Genomic DNA, 18243 nt, shown 5'->3' with positions numbered 1-18243 from the left:
CTGTTTCCGATGAGCGTCCTGCCTGATTCGCTGGCCGGCTGGCTCGTTGCCGCGCTGCTGCTGTTCTGGTTCGTGGGCGCCTACAACCGGCTGGTGCGACTGCGCGCGGCCGTGCTCCAGGCCTACGCGGTGCTCGACGTGGCGCTGCGCAAGCAGCTCGATTTCGTCCAGGCCAGCATCACTGCCGCGCCCCGGCCCGAGTCGCCGCCCGAAGGCGCGCCCACCGTGGCGCCGCTGCAGGCCGCCACGACGCAGCTCGCGACCCTGCTCGGCGCGACGCGGGTGCGCCCGCTCGACCCGGGCAGCATGGCGGCGCTGGCCACCGCGCTGCAGGTGCTCATTGCGGCATGGCGACGCCAGTACCCGGGCGCGGTCACCGTGTTCGACGCGGACGGCACGCTGTCGCGGCCCGCGCCGCTGATGCCCGGCCTGGGCGGCGCGTCCGATCCGGCCGCGCCCATCGCCTGGCCCGAGCCCTCGGCGGCGGCGGAAATCGCACGCGGCCAGTTCAACCAGGCCGTGGCGCAGTACAACGCAGGCATCGCCCAGTTCCCGGCGCTGCTGGTGGCCTGGATCGTGCGACTGCGGCCCGCGGCCCCATTGCTTTGACCTGACCCGACTCGACGACAGGCGGGCAGCGCCTTCGTTTCCATTCCCACCGCGCGGCGTGCTGTCTTTCTCGCCCGTTACCATCGGCCCCAACTTGCCAGCAGATCTTTCCTCCGACCCCTCTTCGGGCAGCGCCACCTCGGCGCCGCAACAACCGCCGCTCTGGCGCCAACTGCAACTGACCGCAGGGGCGCTGGCGTCGATTCGCGCCGGCACCTCGGGCACCGTCGCGTTCGAGGCCGTCGAGCCCGCGCTGCGCCCCGGCGTGCAGGCGCTCGGCTTCCAGGTGCTGCGCTGGCTCGGTCGTGCGGAGGCGCTGCGCCGCCACCTGGCCAAGCGCACGCCGCCGCCGATGCCCGACGCCTTGCTGTGCACCGCGCTCGCGCTGGCCTGGCACAGCGACCACGCCCCCTACGAACCCTTCACGCTGGTCGACCAGGCCGTGGAAGCCGCCAAGCGCAACCCGGCGACGCGGGCACAGGCCAGCTTCATCAACGCCTGCCTGCGCCGCTTCCTGCGCGAGCGCGACGAGCTCGTGGCCGCCACCGACACCGAACCGGTCGCGCAGTGGAACCACCCGCGCTGGTGGATCGAACGCCTCAAGCGCGACCACCCGCGCGACTGGCAGCGCGTGCTGTCGGCCGACAACGCCCAGGCGCCGATGACCTTGCGCGTCAACGCGCTGCAATCGACGCCGGCCGCCTACCTGCTGGAACTGGAAGCGGTGGGCCTCGCGGCCACGCGCGTCGGGGCCGACGGCCTGCAGCTCGCGCGCGCCCGCCCGGTGCAGCAGCTGCCCGGTTTCGCCGACGGCGCCTGCTCGGTGCAGGACGCCGCCGCGCAGCTCGCGGCGCCGCTGCTGCTCGACGGCCTGCTGCCGGCCAAGCCCGGCGCCGCGCCGCTGCGCGTGCTCGACGCCTGCGCCGCCCCCGGCGGCAAGACCGCGCACCTGATCGAACGGGCCGGCCCCGGCGCCGTCGAGGTGACCGCGCTGGAGGTCGACGCCGTGCGCAGCCGCCGCATCGACGAGACGCTCGCGCGCCTCGGCCTGAAGGCCAAGGTCGTGGTGGCCGACGCCGGCCGCACCGCCGACTGGTGGAACGGCGCCCTGTTCGACGCCATCCTGCTGGACGCGCCGTGCACCGCTTCGGGCATCGTGCGGCGCCATCCCGACGTGCGCTGGCTGCGCCGCGAGAGCGACACCGCCCAGCTGGCGACCCAGCAGGCGACGCTCTTGGCCGCGCTCTGGCCGCTCGTACGGCCCGGCGGCCGGCTGCTTTATTGCACCTGTTCCGTGTTCCGCGAAGAAGGCTCGCAACAAATTGATGCGTTTCTTGTACGCAACACCGACGCCCGTTTGCTGCCGTCCCCGGGACACTTGCTACCCCAAAGTGGGGCGAATGCCCGTGGCGTCCCGGACAATCCCTCTGGTGACCACGACGGCTTCTTCTACGCCCTGCTTGAAAAACCCGCGCCGCACTGACGGCCGCCGGTCGATCCTGCTGGCCGGCCTGTGGCTGGCCTGGGCCCTGTGGATGGCCCTGTTCCCGGCCGCCGCCACCGCCCAGGGCAGGCCCGGCGGCGCCACCATCACCCAGATGCGCCTGGAGCAGGCCGACGACGGCGTCTACCTGAGCGCGGCCGTGCAGTTCGAGCTGCCCACGCTGGTGGAAGACGTGCTCGACAAGGGCATCGCCATCTATTTCGTGGCCGAGGCCGAGGTCTTCCAGGAGCGCTGGTACTGGACCGACCGCAAGGTCGCCCAGGTGGCGCGCCACATGCGGCTGGCCTACCAGCCCCTCACGCGCCGCTGGCGTCTGAATGTGTCGCCGGTGCCGATCACCGGCGCCGCCGGCTTCGGTATCTCGCTGAACCAGAACTTCGACAGCCTCGGCGACGCGCTCGAGGCCATCAAGCGCATCGGCCGGTTGCGGCTGGGCGACGCCGCCGAGATCGGCGACGAGCCGCTGCACCAGGTCACCTTCCGCTTCTGGCTCGACACCTCGCAGCTGCCGCGTCCTTTCCAGATCGGCATGGTCGGGCAGGCCGAGTGGAACATCGCCGCCGAGCGCACCGCCCGGCTGCCGTTGGAGAAGCAGCGGTGAGCAGCAAGCCGCGCAGCGGCGCCGCGGCCACGCCTGCCGCCCGCCGCTCGCGCGCGCTGCGCTGGGCCGTGGGCGTCGGCGCCGCGATGGTCACCGCCATCGGCCTGGTGCTGATGTTCCTGCTCGCGCAGGCCACCAACAACCGCGCGCTGTACGAGCGCTACTACGTGCGCCTGTTCGGCATCAACGTGGTGGTGGCCGTGCTGCTGGTGCTGGTGATCGGCTGGGTCGCGTTCCGGCTGCTTCGGCGACTGCGCCAGGGCAAGTTCGGCAGCCGGCTGCTGATCAAGCTCGCCGCCATCTTCGCGCTCGTGGGGGTGGTGCCCGGGGCGCTGGTCTACGTGGTGTCCTACCAGTTCGTCGCGCGCTCGATCGAGAGCTGGTTCGACGTCAAGGTCGAGGGCGCGCTCGATGCCGGCCTGAACCTGGGCCGGGCCACGCTCGATTCGCTGTCCGACGACCTCGCCGCCAAGACCCGCACCGCCAGCGCCCAGCTGTCGCAGGTGCCCGACGCGAGCGCGGGGCTGCTGCTGGAGCGCATCCGCGACCAGCTCGAAGCCAGCGACGTGATCCTCTGGACCGGTTCGGGCCAGCTGGTGGCCAGCGCCGGCGCGTCGCGCTTCCAGCTCAACCCCGAGCGGCCGACGGCGCAGCAGTTCCGCCAGGTGCGGCCCGACCGCGCCGTCGCGCATGTCGAGGGCCTGGAAGAAACCGCCTTGCCCAGCGCCACGCCGTCGAGTGCCAGCGTGCGCGCGCTGGCCATGGTGCAGCGCCCGGGCTTCGACTTCGACACCGCGCCGCGCTACCTGCAGGTCACGCGGCCGCTGCCGCCGGCCGTGGTCGCCAACGCCCTGGCCGTGCAGGAGGCCAACCGCGAGTACCAGGAGCGGGCGCTGGCGCGCGAGGGGCTGCGGCGCATGTACATCGGCACGCTCACGCTGAGCCTGTTCCTCGCCGTGTTCGGCGCGGTGCTGCTGGCCGTGCTGTTCGGCAACCAGCTCGCACGGCCGCTGCTCGTGCTGGCCGACGGCGTGCGCCAGGTGGCCGCCGGCGACCTGCGGCCCACCGCCGTGCTGCAGGGCAAGGACGAGCTGGGCGGCCTCACGCGCTCGTTCGCCGTCATGACCCAGCAGCTGGCCGACGCGCGCGGCGCGGTCGAGAAGACCATGGACCAGCTCGACGCCGCCCGCGGCAACCTGCAGACCATCCTGGACAACCTGACCTCGGGCGTGATCGTGCTCGACGCCAAGGGCACCGTGCTGTCCACCAACCCGGGCGCCACCCGCGTGCTGCGCGCGCCGCTCGCTGCCTATGAAGGCAAGGCGCTGGTCGATGTGCCAGGGTTGGCCGATTTCGGCGCCAAGGTGCAGCAGCAGTTCGACGAGTTCCTGGTCGAGCGCATGCAGCACGGCCTGGACCACTGGCAGCACGCCTTCGAATTGCACGCCACCGGCAATGACCTGCCGCAACAGGACGACGCCATCAACATCGTCGCGCGCGGTGCCGAGCTGCCGGGCGACGCGCGGCTGCTGGTGTTCGACGACATCTCCGAAATCGTCTCGGCCCAGCGCGCACAGGCCTGGGGCGAGGTGGCGCGCCGCCTCGCGCACGAGATCAAGAACCCGCTCACGCCGATCCAGCTGTCGGCCGAGCGGCTCGAGATGAAGCTCTCTGGCAAGGTGGCGCCGCCCGAGCAGGCCATCCTGGTGAAGTCGGTCAAGACCATCGTCGACCAGGTCGATGCGATGAAGCGGCTCGTGAACGAATTCCGCGACTACGCCCGGCTGCCCGCGGCCGACCTCAAGCCGGTCGACCTCAATGCGCTGCTGGCCGACGTGCTGCAGCTGTATCACGCCGAGAACCTGCCGATCACGCTGCGCTCGGAGCTCGACGAGCGCTGCCCGCCCGTGCGCGGCGATGAACAGCAGATCCGCCAGGTCGTGCACAACCTGTTGCAGAACGCCCAGGACGCCGCCGAGGCCGCCGCCAGTGGCACGGGCCGGGTGGGCGAGGTCGTCATCCGCACCCGGCTGGGCGATTCGGGCCAGCGCGTGCGCCTCACCGTGCAGGACAGCGGCCCCGGCTTTGCCGAAAACATCCTCAAGCGCGCCTTCGAGCCCTACGTCACCACGAAAACAAAAGGTACCGGTTTGGGCCTGGCCGTCGTCAAGAAGATCGCCGACGAACACGGCGCGCGCATCGAGCTTTCCAATCGTGTCGTCGACGGGGCTGTGGCGGGGGCGCAAGTCTCGCTATCATTCGCGCTGGCAGGCGAACCGCGGGCAGCGGTCGCTCACACCGAAGATTCGAAATCTTCGTCCGCCTGAGTACCGGCGAATCCAGCGCATAGGGGCTGGATCGGGAGCGGATCAATACACACCAGCGCATACAACAAGCAGCACTCATGGCAAACATTCTCGTGGTCGATGACGAGCTGGGCATCAGGGACCTGCTCTTCGAAATTCTCAATGACGAAGGCCACAACGTGGAGCTCGCGGAAAACGCCGCCGAAGCCCGCGCGGCCCGACAACGCGCCCGGCCCGATCTCGTGCTGCTCGACATCTGGATGCCGGACACCGACGGCGTCACCTTGCTCAAGGAGTGGTCCACCGCGGGCCTGCTGAGCATGCCCGTCATCATGATGAGCGGCCACGCCACCATCGACACCGCGGTCGATGCCACGCGCATCGGCGCCTTCGCGTTCCTCGAAAAACCCATCACGCTGCAGAAGCTGCTCAAGGCGGTGGAGCAGGGGCTGGCGCGCGAGAGCGCCCGCCGCACCGCCGCCGGCGTGGTGCCGCCGCCCACGGGGGCCCATCAGGCCGCCGCCATCACGACCACGGGCGACAGCCTGCTGATGGCGTCGCTCGCGGCCGTGCCGGTGGCCGACGCGGGTCCGCAGTCGACCCAGAGCTTCGACCTGGACCGCCCGCTGCGCGACGCGCGAGACGGTTTCGAGAAGGCCTACTTCGAGTTCCACCTGGCGATGGAGAACGGTTCGATGACCCGCGTGGCCGAGAAAACCGGCCTCGAGCGCACCCACCTGTACAGAAAACTCAAACAATTGGGTGTGGATCTTTCCCGAGGCCGCAGAAGCGCTGTATAATTTAAGGCTGCACACAATGGCCCGGTAGCTCAGTTGGTAGAGCAGCGGATTGAAAATCCGCGTGTCGGTGGTTCGATTCCGCCCCAGGCCACCATATTCAGTCAAAAAGCCCGACCTTCCGAGGTTGGGCTTTTTGCATTCTGGCGCCGTGTTTGGGGAATCACGTTCCCGTTATCCGGCCCGATCCCCGTTGATGTCGTCATGCCCGCGGCGCCTGCGTTCGGCCCGCGTCTTCGCCAGTGTGGCCTGGCTCTGCTTGGCCGCCGCCTCGCAGCGCGCGTGCAGCGCGATCAGCTCCTTGTCCGTGAGCCGCTCGATGCCGATGAAATCGTCCTCCGCATCCGAGGTGCGGATCAGTTCGTCGAGCTTGGTCTGCAGGGCGACGCTGTCGCGGTTCTGCGTGTTCTGGATCAGGAACACCATGAGGAAGGTGACGATGGTGGTGCCGGTGTTGATCACCAGCTGCCACGTTTCCGAAAAGCCGAAGAACGGCCCCGCGACCGCCCAGGCCACAACGACGATCACGCAGACCAGGAAGGCCGCCGGGCTGCCCGTCCAGCGTGCGACGGTGTTGGCGAAGGAATCAAAGAGTCGCTCCATGCGCGTGTCCTCCAGTCGGGGCGATGCTGCCGCGACGGTGCGCGTGGGCGCGTCAGCCGACGCCCGCCTCGCATGGCATCGCAATTCCCCTGAGGCTGTCGGCGCATAGCGGCGTGTGGCCGTGGCCTCGGACACGGCTTACACGCGTCGTCGGGTCGAGACGACAGGGCGCTTCCCGCACCGTGTTGACCATGAAGGCTCATTGCAGTCTTTCTTTCTCAACCCGGCCCTCGCTTCGGCGACCGGCCTTCAAGGAGCAACCACCCATGGCCAACGATATCCAGGCAACCACCGCGGACGCGGTGTCCAACGATCAGGTGATCGACGTTCTGAACGACCTGCTGGAGAACGCGCACGACGGCGAGTACGGCTTTCGCGCCTGCGCGAAGGAAGTCGACTCGGCGCAACTGAAGCCGGTGTTCGAAAGCCGCGCCTCGCAATGCGCCAGCGCGGCATCCGAACTCGTCGCACTCATCCGCCAGCTCGGCGGCAAACCCGACGATGGCGGCACGGTCAGCGGTGCGATGCATCGCGGCTGGGTGCATGTGAAGGGCGCGGTCGGCGCGAACAGCGCGCTGTCGATGCTCGAGGAATGCGAGCGCGGCGAGGACGCGGCACTCGCGCGCTACCGCAAGGCGCTGAAGGCCGACTTGCCTGCCGAGGTGCGCATGCTGGTGCAACGCCAGGCCGACGGTGCGCAAGCCAACCACGACCAGATCAAGGGGCTGCGCGATCAATTCCGCAGCGCCAAGGGCTGACCGGCCGGCACCCTCGGGATGCCTTCCACCATGACCGGTGACAGCCACGCGCCCGCCATGCCCCGTGCGCCGTCCGCGACGGAAGTTGCGGACGGCGTCGGCGAGCGCCTTCTCACCTTCAGCTACCTCGGCTGGTGGTTTTCGTGCGCCGCGCAGCAGGTGGACGATCAGACCTTCAGGCCTGTGGTCTTCTGCCGTGCCCATAGGGGCGGCGACGTCGAAGGCGCGGAGCAGCGCCTGCCGCCCGACACGGACAACGTCGCGTACGGCAGCGAGGCCGAGGCGCTGCGCCATGCCGAGCAACAGGCGATTCGCTGGGCGCATGACCGCACGGGCGACGGCCAGGGCCGGTTTTGATCACGCAGCTCGGATGAGCGCGATCGTCGTGTCGTCCCGCGAACCGTTGAAGTACTGCGCCAGCACATCGCCGAACACGGGGGCTTCAGGCGCCACGATCTCGAACAGCGTCATGCAGGAGCGCAGCTTGAGGTCGTCTGGCGAGCCGAAGACCTGATACGCATCGGTGCCGGGCAGGGCGCGCACCAGCCCTGCGCAGTGGCGCAGTCGCTCACCGAGCACAGCGTGCTGCCAGTACGCCGCCGCCTCGGCGGCACCGTCGAGGCCGAAGAACTGCGCGGTCGCGCTGCGGCCCAGCGCCTTCAGTTGCGGAAACACGAACCACATCCAGTGCGTGCGCTTGCGTCCCGCCGCGAGTTCCGCGCAGACCTGGGCGTAGACGGGCTCTTGCGCCGCCACGAAGCGTTCGAGGTGCCAGTCGATGGTCATGTGTGTCAAGCGCCCGGTGTGGTTGCGGTCGCTCGATCATGCTGCAACCGCGGCGGCAACCGAGGGTCGAGCCAGTCCATGCGCCACGCCAGCAGCAGCACCGCACCGACCACGCAGGTGACGGCCAGCGCGCCCGCGAGGCCGTGCCGCTGGCGGTACGGATCGGGTGCGATGCGCTGGGCACCCGATGGCACGCGCGCCGTCTGAGACAGCATGCCGCCCAGGCGCACGTTGACCTTCATGCGCCCGTTGATGGCCCATCCGCTCGCATCGAGGATCGGGCCCAAGCTGCGCTGGCGCAGCTTGAGCCACGCGATCAGCATGCTCGGTCCCGAGATCGCGATCACGATGCCGACGAGCGCCACCGGTATCCATTGCCCCAGGTCGACGAACTTGCCGAAGATGCCGACCAGCACCGCGCTGATGCTGCCCAGCGCCACGCCGATGGCGGCCACGGTGCCCACGTCGATGCGGCTGGCGGTGGGAAGGATCGGTCCCGGCTTGGCCGGCGTCTTCGTTGACGAGGCCGCTGCGTCGGTCGGTTGGTCGGCGGTGGCGACGCGTCCGGCCAGCGTCTGCAACGCGCTCTGCGAGCCGGCCTCGCTGGCCGCCGCGCGCTTGGCGACCTGCTCTTCGATCAACCGCACGAATTTCTTGTACGGCGCGAAGAAGGCTTGCGCCACGCTCGTGGGGTTTTCGATCAGCTTGGTGATGGTGGCGTCCCAGTCGCGGCCCTGGCGGTCGTAGAACACGCCGTTGCGTCCGGCGAAAAGAAAGTCGACGTCGCCGGCCGTGAACGCGGCGACGATGCTCATCTTCTCTCCCTGGCGCGTGCAGTCGCAGTACGCGAGGCAGGTCTTGGCCAGGCCGGCCAGCGCCGCGTGCCGCGCGGTGTCCTGCACCTGCACCGTGAGCTCGCAGCTGCGCCCGTCGAGGTAGAGCGTGCCCGCCTGGAAGATCGCGCCCTCGCGCCGGTAGAACGCCTTGAACGACACGAAGTTGTGCAGCAGCACGCGCAAGTCGCGCTGCAGCCGCAGCAACTTTTCGAGGTCGGTCAGCAGCCGGTTGTGGTGCTCGGCGGCCTCGTCTTCGGCAATGAGTGCGAGCAACGCGTCGCGTGTCGCGAGCAAGGCGTCGATGCGTTCGCGCGACAGGCCCGCGAGGGCGTTGGCAGGGCGCGCGGCGATCCATGCGTCGCAAGGCGCGAGCCGCTCGCGCAGCGCTTGCCACTGGGCTTCTTCGAGCGTGTCGCGTTCGCCGGGCAGCGGCGCCACCGCATCGCGCGCGAACGCGGCCATGGCCTCGGCCCAGGCGGGATTGAGGCTCGCACCGCTCAGTGGCAATGCGCGATGGGGCGTCACCGGCGCCAGCGGCAACTCGGCCACGGGCTGCACGTTCGTATCGAAGGTGTGTCCCGCGAGCGCGTCGTAGGCTTCGGGCGAGGGGTTGAGCGCCACCACCGCCTGCACGTCATAGGCGGCCACGCGGCAGCGCGCGAAGAAGTCGTCGACCTTGGCCGCGACCGCGCGCAGGGCCTCGGCCGCAGCGAGCGTGCGTGCGCCCAGCGGGAGCAACGCCTCCTCGTCGCCCTGCGCATGCCAGTCGCGGACCGCCTGTGCCTCGGCCATGAAGGCTTCGGCGCGTGCGCGATCGAGGCCGGGCGTCTGCTCGTGCCGGTCGGGCGTGCTGCCGTGGGTGCGCATCGCTTCCTCGATGGTGGCGCGCAGCGCGTCGTCGGTGCCGGCCGTGGCCGGCGTGACCACGCCGTCGCCGTTGAAGCGCATCGCGGCCAGCCATTCGCCGCGGTCGGCGATGTCGGCCAGGGTCAGCGTGTGCGTGCCCTGCTTGCCGAGCAGATCGAGGATGCGTCGGCCTTCCTTCGCGAGGTCGGCGCCCGGTGCGCGCGCGTCGTCGAGGTCGTCCAGCGACAGCGTGCCGCCGCCCGCGAGCAGCACGTCGGCGCTGCGCAGCCGCTCGCAGGCCCACTGGCAGGCCGCGATGACCTCGGGCGGTCGCACGCGACCGTCGCCGTCGGTGTCGATGAGGTCGAGCGTGCGAGCATCGAAGTCGATGCCGCGCGTGGGGCAGGCGAGCGCGACCCACAGTTTCTGGTCGAGCTCGGCGATGCGTGCGATGTCCTCGCCGCTGCGGAACACCACCTGGTCCACGCCGCCCGCACGGATGAACTGCCAGCGGTGCGGTGTCGGGCCTGGCGAGTGGGTGCCGGGAAGGTCGGCGGGAACGGGGGCGGTGGCGGTCGTCAACGGGCTGATGTCCTTGGGATGGTCGTGCGGGATCGGGAGTGTTTGAAGAGAGGGCTGCGTGCGTCATGCACGACGCAGCGCCTTCAATTCGTGGGCGTAAGCCTAGATCGCGCGACGGGGCGGTCGTGAGGACAGACGGCGCGCAGCGATGTCGGTCGACGCCGACATCGCGACCGACGACCGCGGCATCCCACCCATGGCCAGCAGGGTCAATGCCAGGGTATTGAGTGGATGCGCCGCGCCGACTTATCCTCCGGTCGCCATGACCGCCACACGCATCGATCTCGATCTGCCCGAAGGGTGGAGTTGCTGGTTCGAACTGCAGCAATCCGCCGAAGGCGCCTGTTCGGGCAAGGCGGAACTTCGCGAGGGCAACGAGCCGCGGTGCGTGCTGGTCATTGCGCAGCAGCCGACCCGCGAAGCCGTGATCGAACGGCTGAAGTTTCGCGCCGACTACTTCGTCGGGGAGTGGCGCATGCGGCAGCGCGAGGGTGGGGCACCGCGGTCCTGAGCCTTTGGGTCTTGCGATCTTCTGCGCGGATCTCGGACTCGCAAGAAGTCGCCCCCCAAAAAGAAAAAGCGACCGTCTGAAGCGTTCGCTTTTCTTTGGATGCGCGAGGGTGCCGTCGCACCCCGGATCTCACATGCGATACGACGGCGCAGGCGAGGAGACAGGCACCAGCTGGTAGCCCTGCCCGTAGACCGCGCGCAGCACGTACCCGTTTTCGCGCTGCAGCGACAGCTTGCGCCGCACGTTCGTGGCGCAGGCGTCGAGCGAGCGCGTGACGGGGCGTTCGGGCGGGAGCTTCCACACCGAACTCATGAGCCAGGAGCGCGTCAGCACGTTGCCGAGGTTGCGGAACAGCTCGAGTGCGAAGGAGAACTGCCGCGGCTGGAGCGCGATCTCGCGGTCGCGGTGCAGCACGGTGTTGTTGCCGTCGACGAAGCGGTACTCGCCCCAGGTCCAGCGGTCCGTGGAGGGGGCCTGGCGCGTGGCGGCGCTCGTGTCCTGCTCCGTGTAGAGCGTGTGCATGTGCTGCACCAGCGCCTCGTTCGAGATGCGGCGCAAGTCGAAGTTGGTGCCGCTGCCCAGCAGGGGCATGTCGTCGAAATAGGAGGGCAGCGCAACCACGTCGGGTTCGCCCTGTGCGGTGATGGGCAGCGCGGGCATGCCCAGCACCCAGCACACGGTGAGCAGGCTTTCGCTGCCCATGGCATCGGGCGCAGCCAGCAGCAGGTCGAAGCGGCTGCCGCGGCTCAAGGTGGACAGCAACTCTCCGATGGTGCTGAACATCACGGGCCGGTGACCCATGGTGCGCAGGCGCTCCTGGAGCAAGGTGCTGCGCGAGCTGCTGTTGTCCAGCAGGGCCAGGGACAGTTTTCCCTCGAGGGTCATGGGATGGGTCGATTCCAAAAGACGGCGGTAACTCACAGCGGAATCAGCCAGCGACCTTGAACCTGCTTGCAAGGAGCCGAAGCTGCCTCCGCGGTGCGCGAAGAATCTTGATTCTGGTCAGGGGGGGGGCTTTTCTTGATCCGATCCTGCCGCTGGGTGATCCTTCCTTGCCCGCTTCTTGGTACGGAGCGAGCCTCTCCATGGGCTCTTACTTGTATTCGATGCTGAACGTGGCGGTGCCGTCGGCCCGGCCCGGCGTCACCTGGTTGCCGGTCTGGAAGTAGCGCGCGGTGTAGTTCAGCACGTAGTCGCCGTTCATCGAGGTGCCGACCAGCGCTTCTTCCCCGAACTTCACGGGCACGCTCTTCGCGTTGATCACCTGGATGCCCACGCCGGTCGCCAGGTTCGGCGTGCCTCGCGTGGGTCGCAGCACGCCGGGTTCGTTCGACGGATCTTGTGGCGCGTCCATGCGCAGGTACACCGTGTTCTGCGCGTTCTGCCCGGCCTTGCAGTTGAGCTTGATGCTGAACTTGCGTTCGGCCGTGGTGCTGCCGCGGCCCTTGAAGCCGTCCTTGGGCACCTTGCCGAATTGCACCAGGATGTTGCGCGAGCCCAGGTCGACCGAACACGAGGGCGTGATGATGGTGATGCCTTCGCCCAGCAGGTTCGTCGTGAGAACCGACTGCGTGTCGGCGACGCTGTAGTACTGGGTGTAGGTGCCCTGCGCGAGCGGGCCGTTGCCGGTGACGGGCGCGGTCTTGAACAGTTCCACCTGAAAGCGGGACGCCGCGTTGAAATCGCCGAAGTCGTCGGTGGTCGAGCGCTCGTGCGGGTAGTAGGAGACCGAGCTTTGGTCGAAGTAGCGCGACAGGCGGATGCCCACCCCGGGGACGCTGGTGGTGAACACGTGGTCGTAGCCCGGCACGGGGGTGCCCTGCAGCATCACGCCTTTCACGACGCCGCCTTTCTTGCAGGTCCATGGCTTGTCGGTCGTGCCGGAAAGGGGCAGGGGAAAGAACTGCTGCTTGAACACCGTGCCCACGGTGGCGTCGTTGGGAATGACGACGCGGCCGATGTTCATGTTGACGATTTTTTCCACGTAGCCCTTGGTCACGTAGCACTCGGCCAGCACTGGCGAGGCGCACAGCAGCAGGCCCAGGGCCGAGGCTGCCGTGCAGGCATTCAACAGGGGGCATCTGCTCATTTCATTCCCTTCGGTGGCGCGCTGTCTGTCGCCTGGCATTGCGCGGTCAGTTCGCGGATGGGCGGGGGCTGGGATCGACCGGCAGGCGGTAGGGCACGTTGCACTGGTCCGCCGCGTCCTGGCCCCAGCGCACCGTGAGCTGGCCGCTGTCGCCCGCGCCCGTGACGAAGGCCTGGCCGTCCGGTCCGACGACGCCGACTTCCTGGCCGCTGTCGTTCTCGATCCGCGCGCCCAGCGGCAGTGCGCGTCCCTTGCCGTTGGTCAGCGTGATCAGCAGCCGGTAGCCCACCGAGGTCTCGAACCGCGCGGCCACCACGGCGCCGCGCGTGGGCACCACGTCCATGGCGGCGTTCCTGACTTCCACGGTGTCACCCAGGTCGCCGGTACGAAGCGCGACGCGGTTGAGCCGGTACGGGCTGAGGTTGGGAATGACGGCGTCGCCCGCCCAATCGGTGCTCACGCCCGGACGCGATTCGAGGCCGATGCCCTGCGCCTTGGGCGCCTGCACCAGCGCCACGGTTTCGCCCAGAGGCTGCGACAGCGTCACGCCACCCGCATGTGCCAGCAGGCCACCGGCCACGCCGACCGTGGTCTGGCCGTAGCCCGGGCCGCGCGAATGCCCGAGGTCGAAGCGGCCCACGGGCGAGAGGTAGCTGGCGCTTGCGCTGCCGCTGCTGTCGCCGCCCTGGTTGGCATGCGCCGCGGTCAGGTTGTAGGTCAGGCGACTGTCGTCGAACGCCGCGCCGTAGACGCTCGCCTGCTGCACCAGCCGGCCACCGATCTCCCGCGTGGCGGCGTACTGCGCGTGGGCGCGCGTGTCGCCCAGGGGAATGGTCAGCGTGAACATGATCTGCCGGTTCGGCGCGCGGTTCAGGCTGGTGCTGTGGTTGTAGAAGAGGCTGTAGCCGAACTGCCTGTAGCTGCCCGAGTAGCCGATTTGCACCAGCCGGTCCTGGGCGGAGGTGCCCCAGTAGCTCTGCTGGCGCGCCGAGGCGTACACGGATCCCCACTCGCCGAGCTGCTGCGACAGCTCGAAGCGCAGCTCGTTGCGCCGGCTGTGGAACGACTCCTGCGGTTGCAGGTCCTGCATCTGCACCGCCTCCTGGAAGGTGCGGTAGCCGCTGGTCGAATAGCGGTAGCCCGCCACGCGAAAGCTGGTGCCGGCGTCCAGGAAGGATTTCGAATACAGGAAGCGCAGCGACTGCCCGTTGTAGACCGACGCGCCGTTCAGGGGCGTGCGATCGGTGGTCCGCGCGTGCGTCAGGTCGACCGAGACGGCGCCGAAATCGCGCAGATTCTTGCCAACCCCGACGAGCAGCGACTGGTACATGTTCGCCCCCATCAGCCCACCGTACAGCGAGAGCTCGTTGCCCAGCCCGCGCGCCAGCGTGGCTTGCAGGAAGGCCGGTCGTGCCGCCGCGGGCGTGGTTGGCGAGGTCTCCACACCTTCGCCATTGCGGTACCTGCCGACGGCGGCCGAGAAGCGCCACGTGCCTTCGCGCAGCAGCGTGGGCACGGCCGAGAAGGCCTGCGTGTAGCGCGTCTGCCGGCCGTCGGCCTCGGCGATGCTCACCTCGAGGTCGCCGCTCGACGATGTAGGGTAGAGGTCGTCGATGACGAACGGCCCGGGCGCGACGTAGGTGCTGTAGATGATGTAGCCGTTCTGGCGCACCGTGACCCGCGCGTTGGTCTGGGCGACGCCGCGGATGGTGGGGGCGTAGCCCTGCTGGCTGTCGGGCAGCATCGCGTCGTCGGAGGCCAGTTGCACGCCCCGGAATGGCAGGCTGTCGAAGAAGTTGCCGGGCGTGTTGCCGTCGCCGATGCGCAGGTAGGCGTTGATCGATGCCAGGTCGCGTTGCGCGTACGTGCTCACGCTTTGCCAGCGGCTGTGGCCGTCGAGGCCGCGGTTGTAGGTCGAGAAATGGCGAAAGCGCCAGTCGCCGACATTGAAGCCCGCGCGCAGTCCGGCGAAGAGCGTGTTGCGCTGCGGCTTGCGCGCGCTGTCGGTGAACGGATTGCCGTCGAAGATGTTCTGTGGCGCCGTCGGCATCGGCGCGGTGTCGCGCGTGCTGTTGCCGCTGTAGCGTGCGAAGTTCAGCTGGTAGTCCAGCATCCCGGCGGTGACGCCGCGGTCCCACTTTTCGGGGCCGACGGCCCCGCGTGCCGACCGCTTCAAGGCCGCTTGCGGGATGCTGAGCGTCAGGCGCTGCTTGCTGCCGTCGTAGGTGACGGCGGATTCGGGAATGGCGGAGACCAGGTCGACGCAGGCGTCGTCCGGCAGGCTCGCCAGGCCGGGAAACACCGGCACGTTCAGGCCCCACGTGTCGAACATGCCGCGTGTGAGGCAGGGCGTGGCGTCGAGCTGGCCTTCCACCGCGGTGAAGCGGATGTCGGTCTGGCCGGTGCTGCGCTCGTTGAGCGAGACATCGACGAGGTACGTCCCCGCCAGCACGCGGTTGCCCGTGGAGAACAGGGACAGGTCCGCGTGCGGCTGGTCGCCGCCGATGCTGAGAAATTCCGCATTGAAGTCGGCACCACCCGACGGCGGCCGTGGCGCAGGTTGCTGTGCGAGCGCCGGCACGCTCAGCATGCCGAGCGCACCCAGCATGGCGGCATGAAGTACCGATCGGGCGGGTGCGCGAAAGACGCAGGAGTGACGCATGGCGATTCGTCCCGGACGCGGCGTCGTCACTGCTTGCTGCCGTCCGCCGGGGCGGCGGGCGGCGGCAGCGGCTCGGCCTTCACCGCCACGGGCGTGGTGCCCTGGGGAACGCGGACCCGCTCCCCGGGCGTTTCGCCGCCGTAGTCGTTGAGCGTGGTGAAGCTCACCCGGATCGCTTCGGGCGTCTTCACCGCGGTCAGCGGGTAGCTGGCTTCGCCGAAGGGCGGCACCATGTCCGCGTTGATCTTCTGCTGGCCGTCGTTGATGTCCAGCGCCGTGAACGTCACGTGGTAGGCCGACGGATTGGCGACCCGCAGCACCGCACCGCGCCCCTCGGGGCCGGGGCTCACCACCCACTGCAATTGCGCACGCGACTCTTCCGGCTTGCCCGCCAGCCGCGCCGGCCGGTAGAACAGCTTGATGCGGCTGCGCACCGCGATCTGGAGCACGTTCTCCTCCTTCGACCGCTCGGGGATCTCCTTGACGTTGAGCCAGAACACCGACTCGCGGTCGGCCGGCAGGTCGCCGGCCACGCGCATGATGCGCAGGATGTTCTCCATGCCCGGATCGAGCCGCGACAGCGGCGGCGTGACGAGCAGCGGGGTCTTGTTCTGGCCTTCGCCGGCGTCGATCCAGGTCTGGACCACGTAGGGCGAGGTGCTGGTGTTCTTCACCGGGATGGAGGCTTCGCGGTCCTTCTCGCCGAGGATCACGCGCGTGCCGCTGAGCGTGATGCCCGCGCCGGCCGGCCACGGAAGGCTCAACGCCAGCAGGACGGCCAAGGTCCATCGGAAGCGGTTCTTGCTGAACATAGAAAAAATTCCTCGGCGCGTTTCCAACACATGAACCGCGCGCACCCGACCGTGCCGGCGCACCACGCAGTGCGCCCGGCGTGCGGGCAAGAAATGAAAACGGGAGGTGGCACCTGCCGCCGTGTGTCGATCGGGCGGTGGTGCCGTGAGGCCGGGGCGGTATCGCGCCGACGCGATGCGAAGGGCTTCGGTCGGCGTGCGAAGACCGCGGATGCGGCGATTACTTGTAGGCGATCGTGAACTGCGCGACCGAGTTGGCCGGACCCGCCGTGACGGCCGAGCGGGTGGCGACGTACGCAGCCTGGAACTTGAGTGCGTTGTCGCCCTGGCCCAGGATGTAGACCGCCGACGGCGAGCCCAGCGGGAGCTTGGTGCCGGCGGAATCGCCGAGTTCGATGGCGACACCGCTGGCGGCACCGACGCCGACCTGCCCGGCGTTGGCCAGGCGCAGGTTGCTGGCGTCGTCGAGGTCGGCAGTGCCGCTGAAGGTCACGGTCGCGCCCTTGGCGGTGGCGCCGCAACCCAGCAGGTCGATGTTGAACCTGGCGGGCGTGGCCTTCTTGCCGACGACCGCGGTGCCGGCGGTGGCGCCGTCGAACACGGTGCGCGACACCTTGCCCAGCGGCACGGTCAGGTTCTGGCTGCTCGGTGCGATCGAGCACAGCGTGTCGACGATCTCGCCGGTGAAGTTCACGGTGCCGTCGGCGGCCAGCGCGCCTTGCGAGAGAACCACGGTGACCGCGACTGCTGCAGCCTTGAAAAAACTACCCTTTTGCATTTGATTTCCCTGAATTTTTAAGAATGAATAACGCTTTGCCTTTGTAAGGCGGGCGGAGTCTATTTCTTAAATCTTCTCGATGAAATGCGGAGTTTTCAGTGATTAACTTTGGTTGTGTTTGGTTGTTCGTTCTTGTGAAGAAATGGTGACATATTTCATGTGAAATACAGATCGGTGAAGCTGAAAAACTCGCCGCACGCAGGCGAATGAATATGGTGATTTAAAGGAAGATCGCCGATTGAGGGTTGTCGGTGTTCAAGAAATTGCGTCCAAATTGTTAATTGAAAATGCAGATCACCCCGTCAGCCGAGTCTTTGCAAAGGTCCGCTTGAGCTGGGCCGGCGGCAGCAGCTCTTGGCCAAACGGTTAATTTTCGAGTGATTTAGTTCACCTTTGAATGTCCGCAGGTCATCGGAATATCACGCGACTCCAAGCGCGTATGCCTGCGGGACACATGTCGTTCATAAATTGACCTGACTCCCACGCGACCGGCGCAGGAGCACCGGCGTGACAGGGCCTCCGAAGACAAACCCCGCGCGCACAACATCCAAACCCACGTCTTCAGGAGTTCACTCGATATGCGTACCCATTTCATTGCCGCCGTTGCTTTCACTGGCGCACTCGCCCTCTCGCAATCCGCCTCGGCGGCGGACGGGAACATCTCTTTCAACGGCGAGATCACGGGCCAGACCTGCGTGATCAACGGCGGCAACAAAGACATCATCGTGACCTTGCCGACCGTCGCCGCCAGCACGCTCAGCGCGACCGGCAAGACGGCCGGCAAGACGCCGTTCAGCATCGACCTGACCGGCTGCGCCGCCACGCCCGCCAAGGTGCAGGTCCAGTTCGAACCGGGTGCCACCGTGGACAGCACGACCGGCCGCCTCATTCCCGCCCCGGGTGGGGCCACCAATGTGCAGGTCGGCCTGAGCAACGCAGACGACGCCAGCGCGATCAAGCTCGGCCTGGCGCTGTCGGCGCAGAACTCCAGGGCCACCGACATCGTCAACGGCGCGGCCTCGCTGCGCTACACGGCCGAGTACGTCGCCAGCGGCGGTGCCGCCACCGTCGGCAAGGTCACGACGAGCGTCGTGTATTCGATCGCCTACCAGTGACGGGTTGCGCGGGCAGCCGCAGCCAGCGGTCGCCCGTGTCCGGAATGA

Annotated in this window: 17 protein-coding genes and 1 tRNA gene; 10 read left to right on the top strand and 8 right to left on the bottom strand. The window is 68.4% G+C overall.

Annotation, left to right across the window (positions count from 1 at the left end; genetic code table 11):
* The first annotated feature begins 9 nt into the window (after window positions 1-9).
* The 6 genes from AC1RL8_RS30165 (at window position 10) to AC1RL8_RS30140 (ending at window position 5914) form a co-directional block, all read left to right on the top strand.
* Window positions 10-609, top strand: a complete 600-nt coding sequence (locus AC1RL8_RS30165) for a LemA family protein (RefSeq protein ID WP_095743427.1) — start codon at window positions 10-12, stop codon at window positions 607-609.
* 94 nt (window positions 610-703) lie between these two features.
* Window positions 704-2092, top strand: coding sequence for a 16S rRNA (cytosine(967)-C(5))-methyltransferase RsmB (rsmB, locus tag AC1RL8_RS30160; RefSeq protein WP_492687327.1), 1389 nt, complete (start codon window positions 704-706; stop codon window positions 2090-2092).
* Between the two features lie 52 nt (window positions 2093-2144).
* Window positions 2145-2714 carry a DUF4390 domain-containing protein gene (locus AC1RL8_RS30155; RefSeq protein ID WP_492687331.1) on the top strand — a complete coding sequence of 190 codons (570 nt, stop codon included), beginning with the start codon at window positions 2145-2147 and terminating at the stop codon, window positions 2712-2714.
* Complete coding sequence (locus AC1RL8_RS30150) at window positions 2711-5041, top strand: sensor histidine kinase (RefSeq protein ID WP_070063903.1); 2331 nt, start codon at window positions 2711-2713, stop codon at window positions 5039-5041. The genes AC1RL8_RS30155 and AC1RL8_RS30150 overlap by 4 nt, the downstream gene beginning before the upstream one ends.
* Window positions 5042-5118: 77 nt before the next feature.
* Entirely contained in the window at window positions 5119-5820 is a 702-nt protein-coding gene (locus AC1RL8_RS30145) for a response regulator (protein ID WP_062480363.1), read from the top strand.
* Between the two features lie 18 nt (window positions 5821-5838).
* Window positions 5839-5914: transfer RNA gene (locus tag AC1RL8_RS30140), tRNA-Phe, on the top strand.
* 77 nt (window positions 5915-5991) lie between these two features.
* On the opposite strand, the gene AC1RL8_RS30135 is transcribed toward AC1RL8_RS30140, so the two are convergent.
* Window positions 5992-6420: a low affinity iron permease family protein gene (locus AC1RL8_RS30135; protein ID WP_492687326.1), complete on the bottom strand. Its 429-nt coding sequence runs from the start codon at window positions 6418-6420 to the stop codon at window positions 5992-5994.
* Between the two features lie 266 nt (window positions 6421-6686).
* Here AC1RL8_RS30135 and AC1RL8_RS30130 point away from each other — a divergent pair, with 266 nt between their 5' ends.
* The gene (locus AC1RL8_RS30130; RefSeq protein ID WP_492687325.1) at window positions 6687-7178 is read left to right on the top strand and encodes a ferritin-like domain-containing protein; all 492 of its coding nucleotides are present in this window, start codon (window positions 6687-6689) and stop codon (window positions 7176-7178) included.
* A 30-nt stretch (window positions 7179-7208) separates the two neighbouring features.
* On the top strand, window positions 7209-7535 hold the full coding sequence (locus AC1RL8_RS30125; protein ID WP_492687324.1) for a hypothetical protein: 327 nt from the start codon (window positions 7209-7211) through the stop codon (window positions 7533-7535).
* On the opposite strand, the gene AC1RL8_RS30120 is transcribed toward AC1RL8_RS30125, so the two are convergent.
* Window positions 7536-7964 carry a DUF1810 domain-containing protein gene (locus AC1RL8_RS30120; RefSeq protein ID WP_492687323.1) on the bottom strand — a complete coding sequence of 143 codons (429 nt, stop codon included), beginning with the start codon at window positions 7962-7964 and terminating at the stop codon, window positions 7536-7538.
* 5 nt (window positions 7965-7969) lie between these two features.
* Window positions 7970-10228, bottom strand: coding sequence for a hypothetical protein (locus tag AC1RL8_RS30115; protein ID WP_492687322.1), 2259 nt, complete (start codon window positions 10226-10228; stop codon window positions 7970-7972).
* 148 nt (window positions 10229-10376) lie between these two features.
* Here AC1RL8_RS30115 and AC1RL8_RS30110 point away from each other — a divergent pair, with 148 nt between their 5' ends.
* Window positions 10377-10739, top strand: coding sequence for a hypothetical protein (locus AC1RL8_RS30110; RefSeq protein WP_492687321.1), 363 nt, complete (start codon window positions 10377-10379; stop codon window positions 10737-10739).
* A 129-nt stretch (window positions 10740-10868) separates the two neighbouring features.
* On the opposite strand, the gene AC1RL8_RS30105 is transcribed toward AC1RL8_RS30110, so the two are convergent.
* From AC1RL8_RS30105 to AC1RL8_RS30085, 5 genes are all read right to left on the bottom strand, one after another.
* Window positions 10869-11624 (bottom strand): winged helix-turn-helix domain-containing protein, encoded by a 756-nt coding sequence (locus AC1RL8_RS30105; RefSeq protein ID WP_095949443.1) that lies wholly within the window; start codon window positions 11622-11624, stop codon window positions 10869-10871.
* A gap of 208 nt (window positions 11625-11832) precedes the next feature.
* Window positions 11833-12828 (bottom strand): fimbrial protein, encoded by a 996-nt coding sequence (locus AC1RL8_RS30100; RefSeq protein ID WP_492687320.1) that lies wholly within the window; start codon window positions 12826-12828, stop codon window positions 11833-11835.
* 46 nt (window positions 12829-12874) lie between these two features.
* Window positions 12875-15436, bottom strand: a complete 2562-nt coding sequence (locus tag AC1RL8_RS30095) for a fimbria/pilus outer membrane usher protein (RefSeq protein ID WP_492687319.1) — start codon at window positions 15434-15436, stop codon at window positions 12875-12877.
* Window positions 15437-15516: 80 nt separating this feature from the next.
* Window positions 15517-16302, bottom strand: coding sequence for a fimbrial biogenesis chaperone (locus AC1RL8_RS30090; RefSeq protein ID WP_492687318.1), 786 nt, complete (start codon window positions 16300-16302; stop codon window positions 15517-15519).
* 220 nt (window positions 16303-16522) lie between these two features.
* Window positions 16523-17080, bottom strand: coding sequence for a fimbrial protein (locus AC1RL8_RS30085; protein ID WP_095743456.1), 558 nt, complete (start codon window positions 17078-17080; stop codon window positions 16523-16525).
* A 578-nt stretch (window positions 17081-17658) separates the two neighbouring features.
* Between AC1RL8_RS30085 and AC1RL8_RS30080 the strand changes: the two genes are divergently transcribed.
* Window positions 17659-18195, top strand: coding sequence for a fimbrial protein (locus tag AC1RL8_RS30080; protein ID WP_492687317.1), 537 nt, complete (start codon window positions 17659-17661; stop codon window positions 18193-18195).
* Window positions 18196-18243: the final 48 nt, after the last annotated feature.

The organism is Variovorax sp. GW822-FHT04E09 (genome assembly GCF_058800845.1).
Note: the sequence above shows the minus strand (reverse complement) of the source record. Positions and strands in the feature narration are given on the sequence as shown.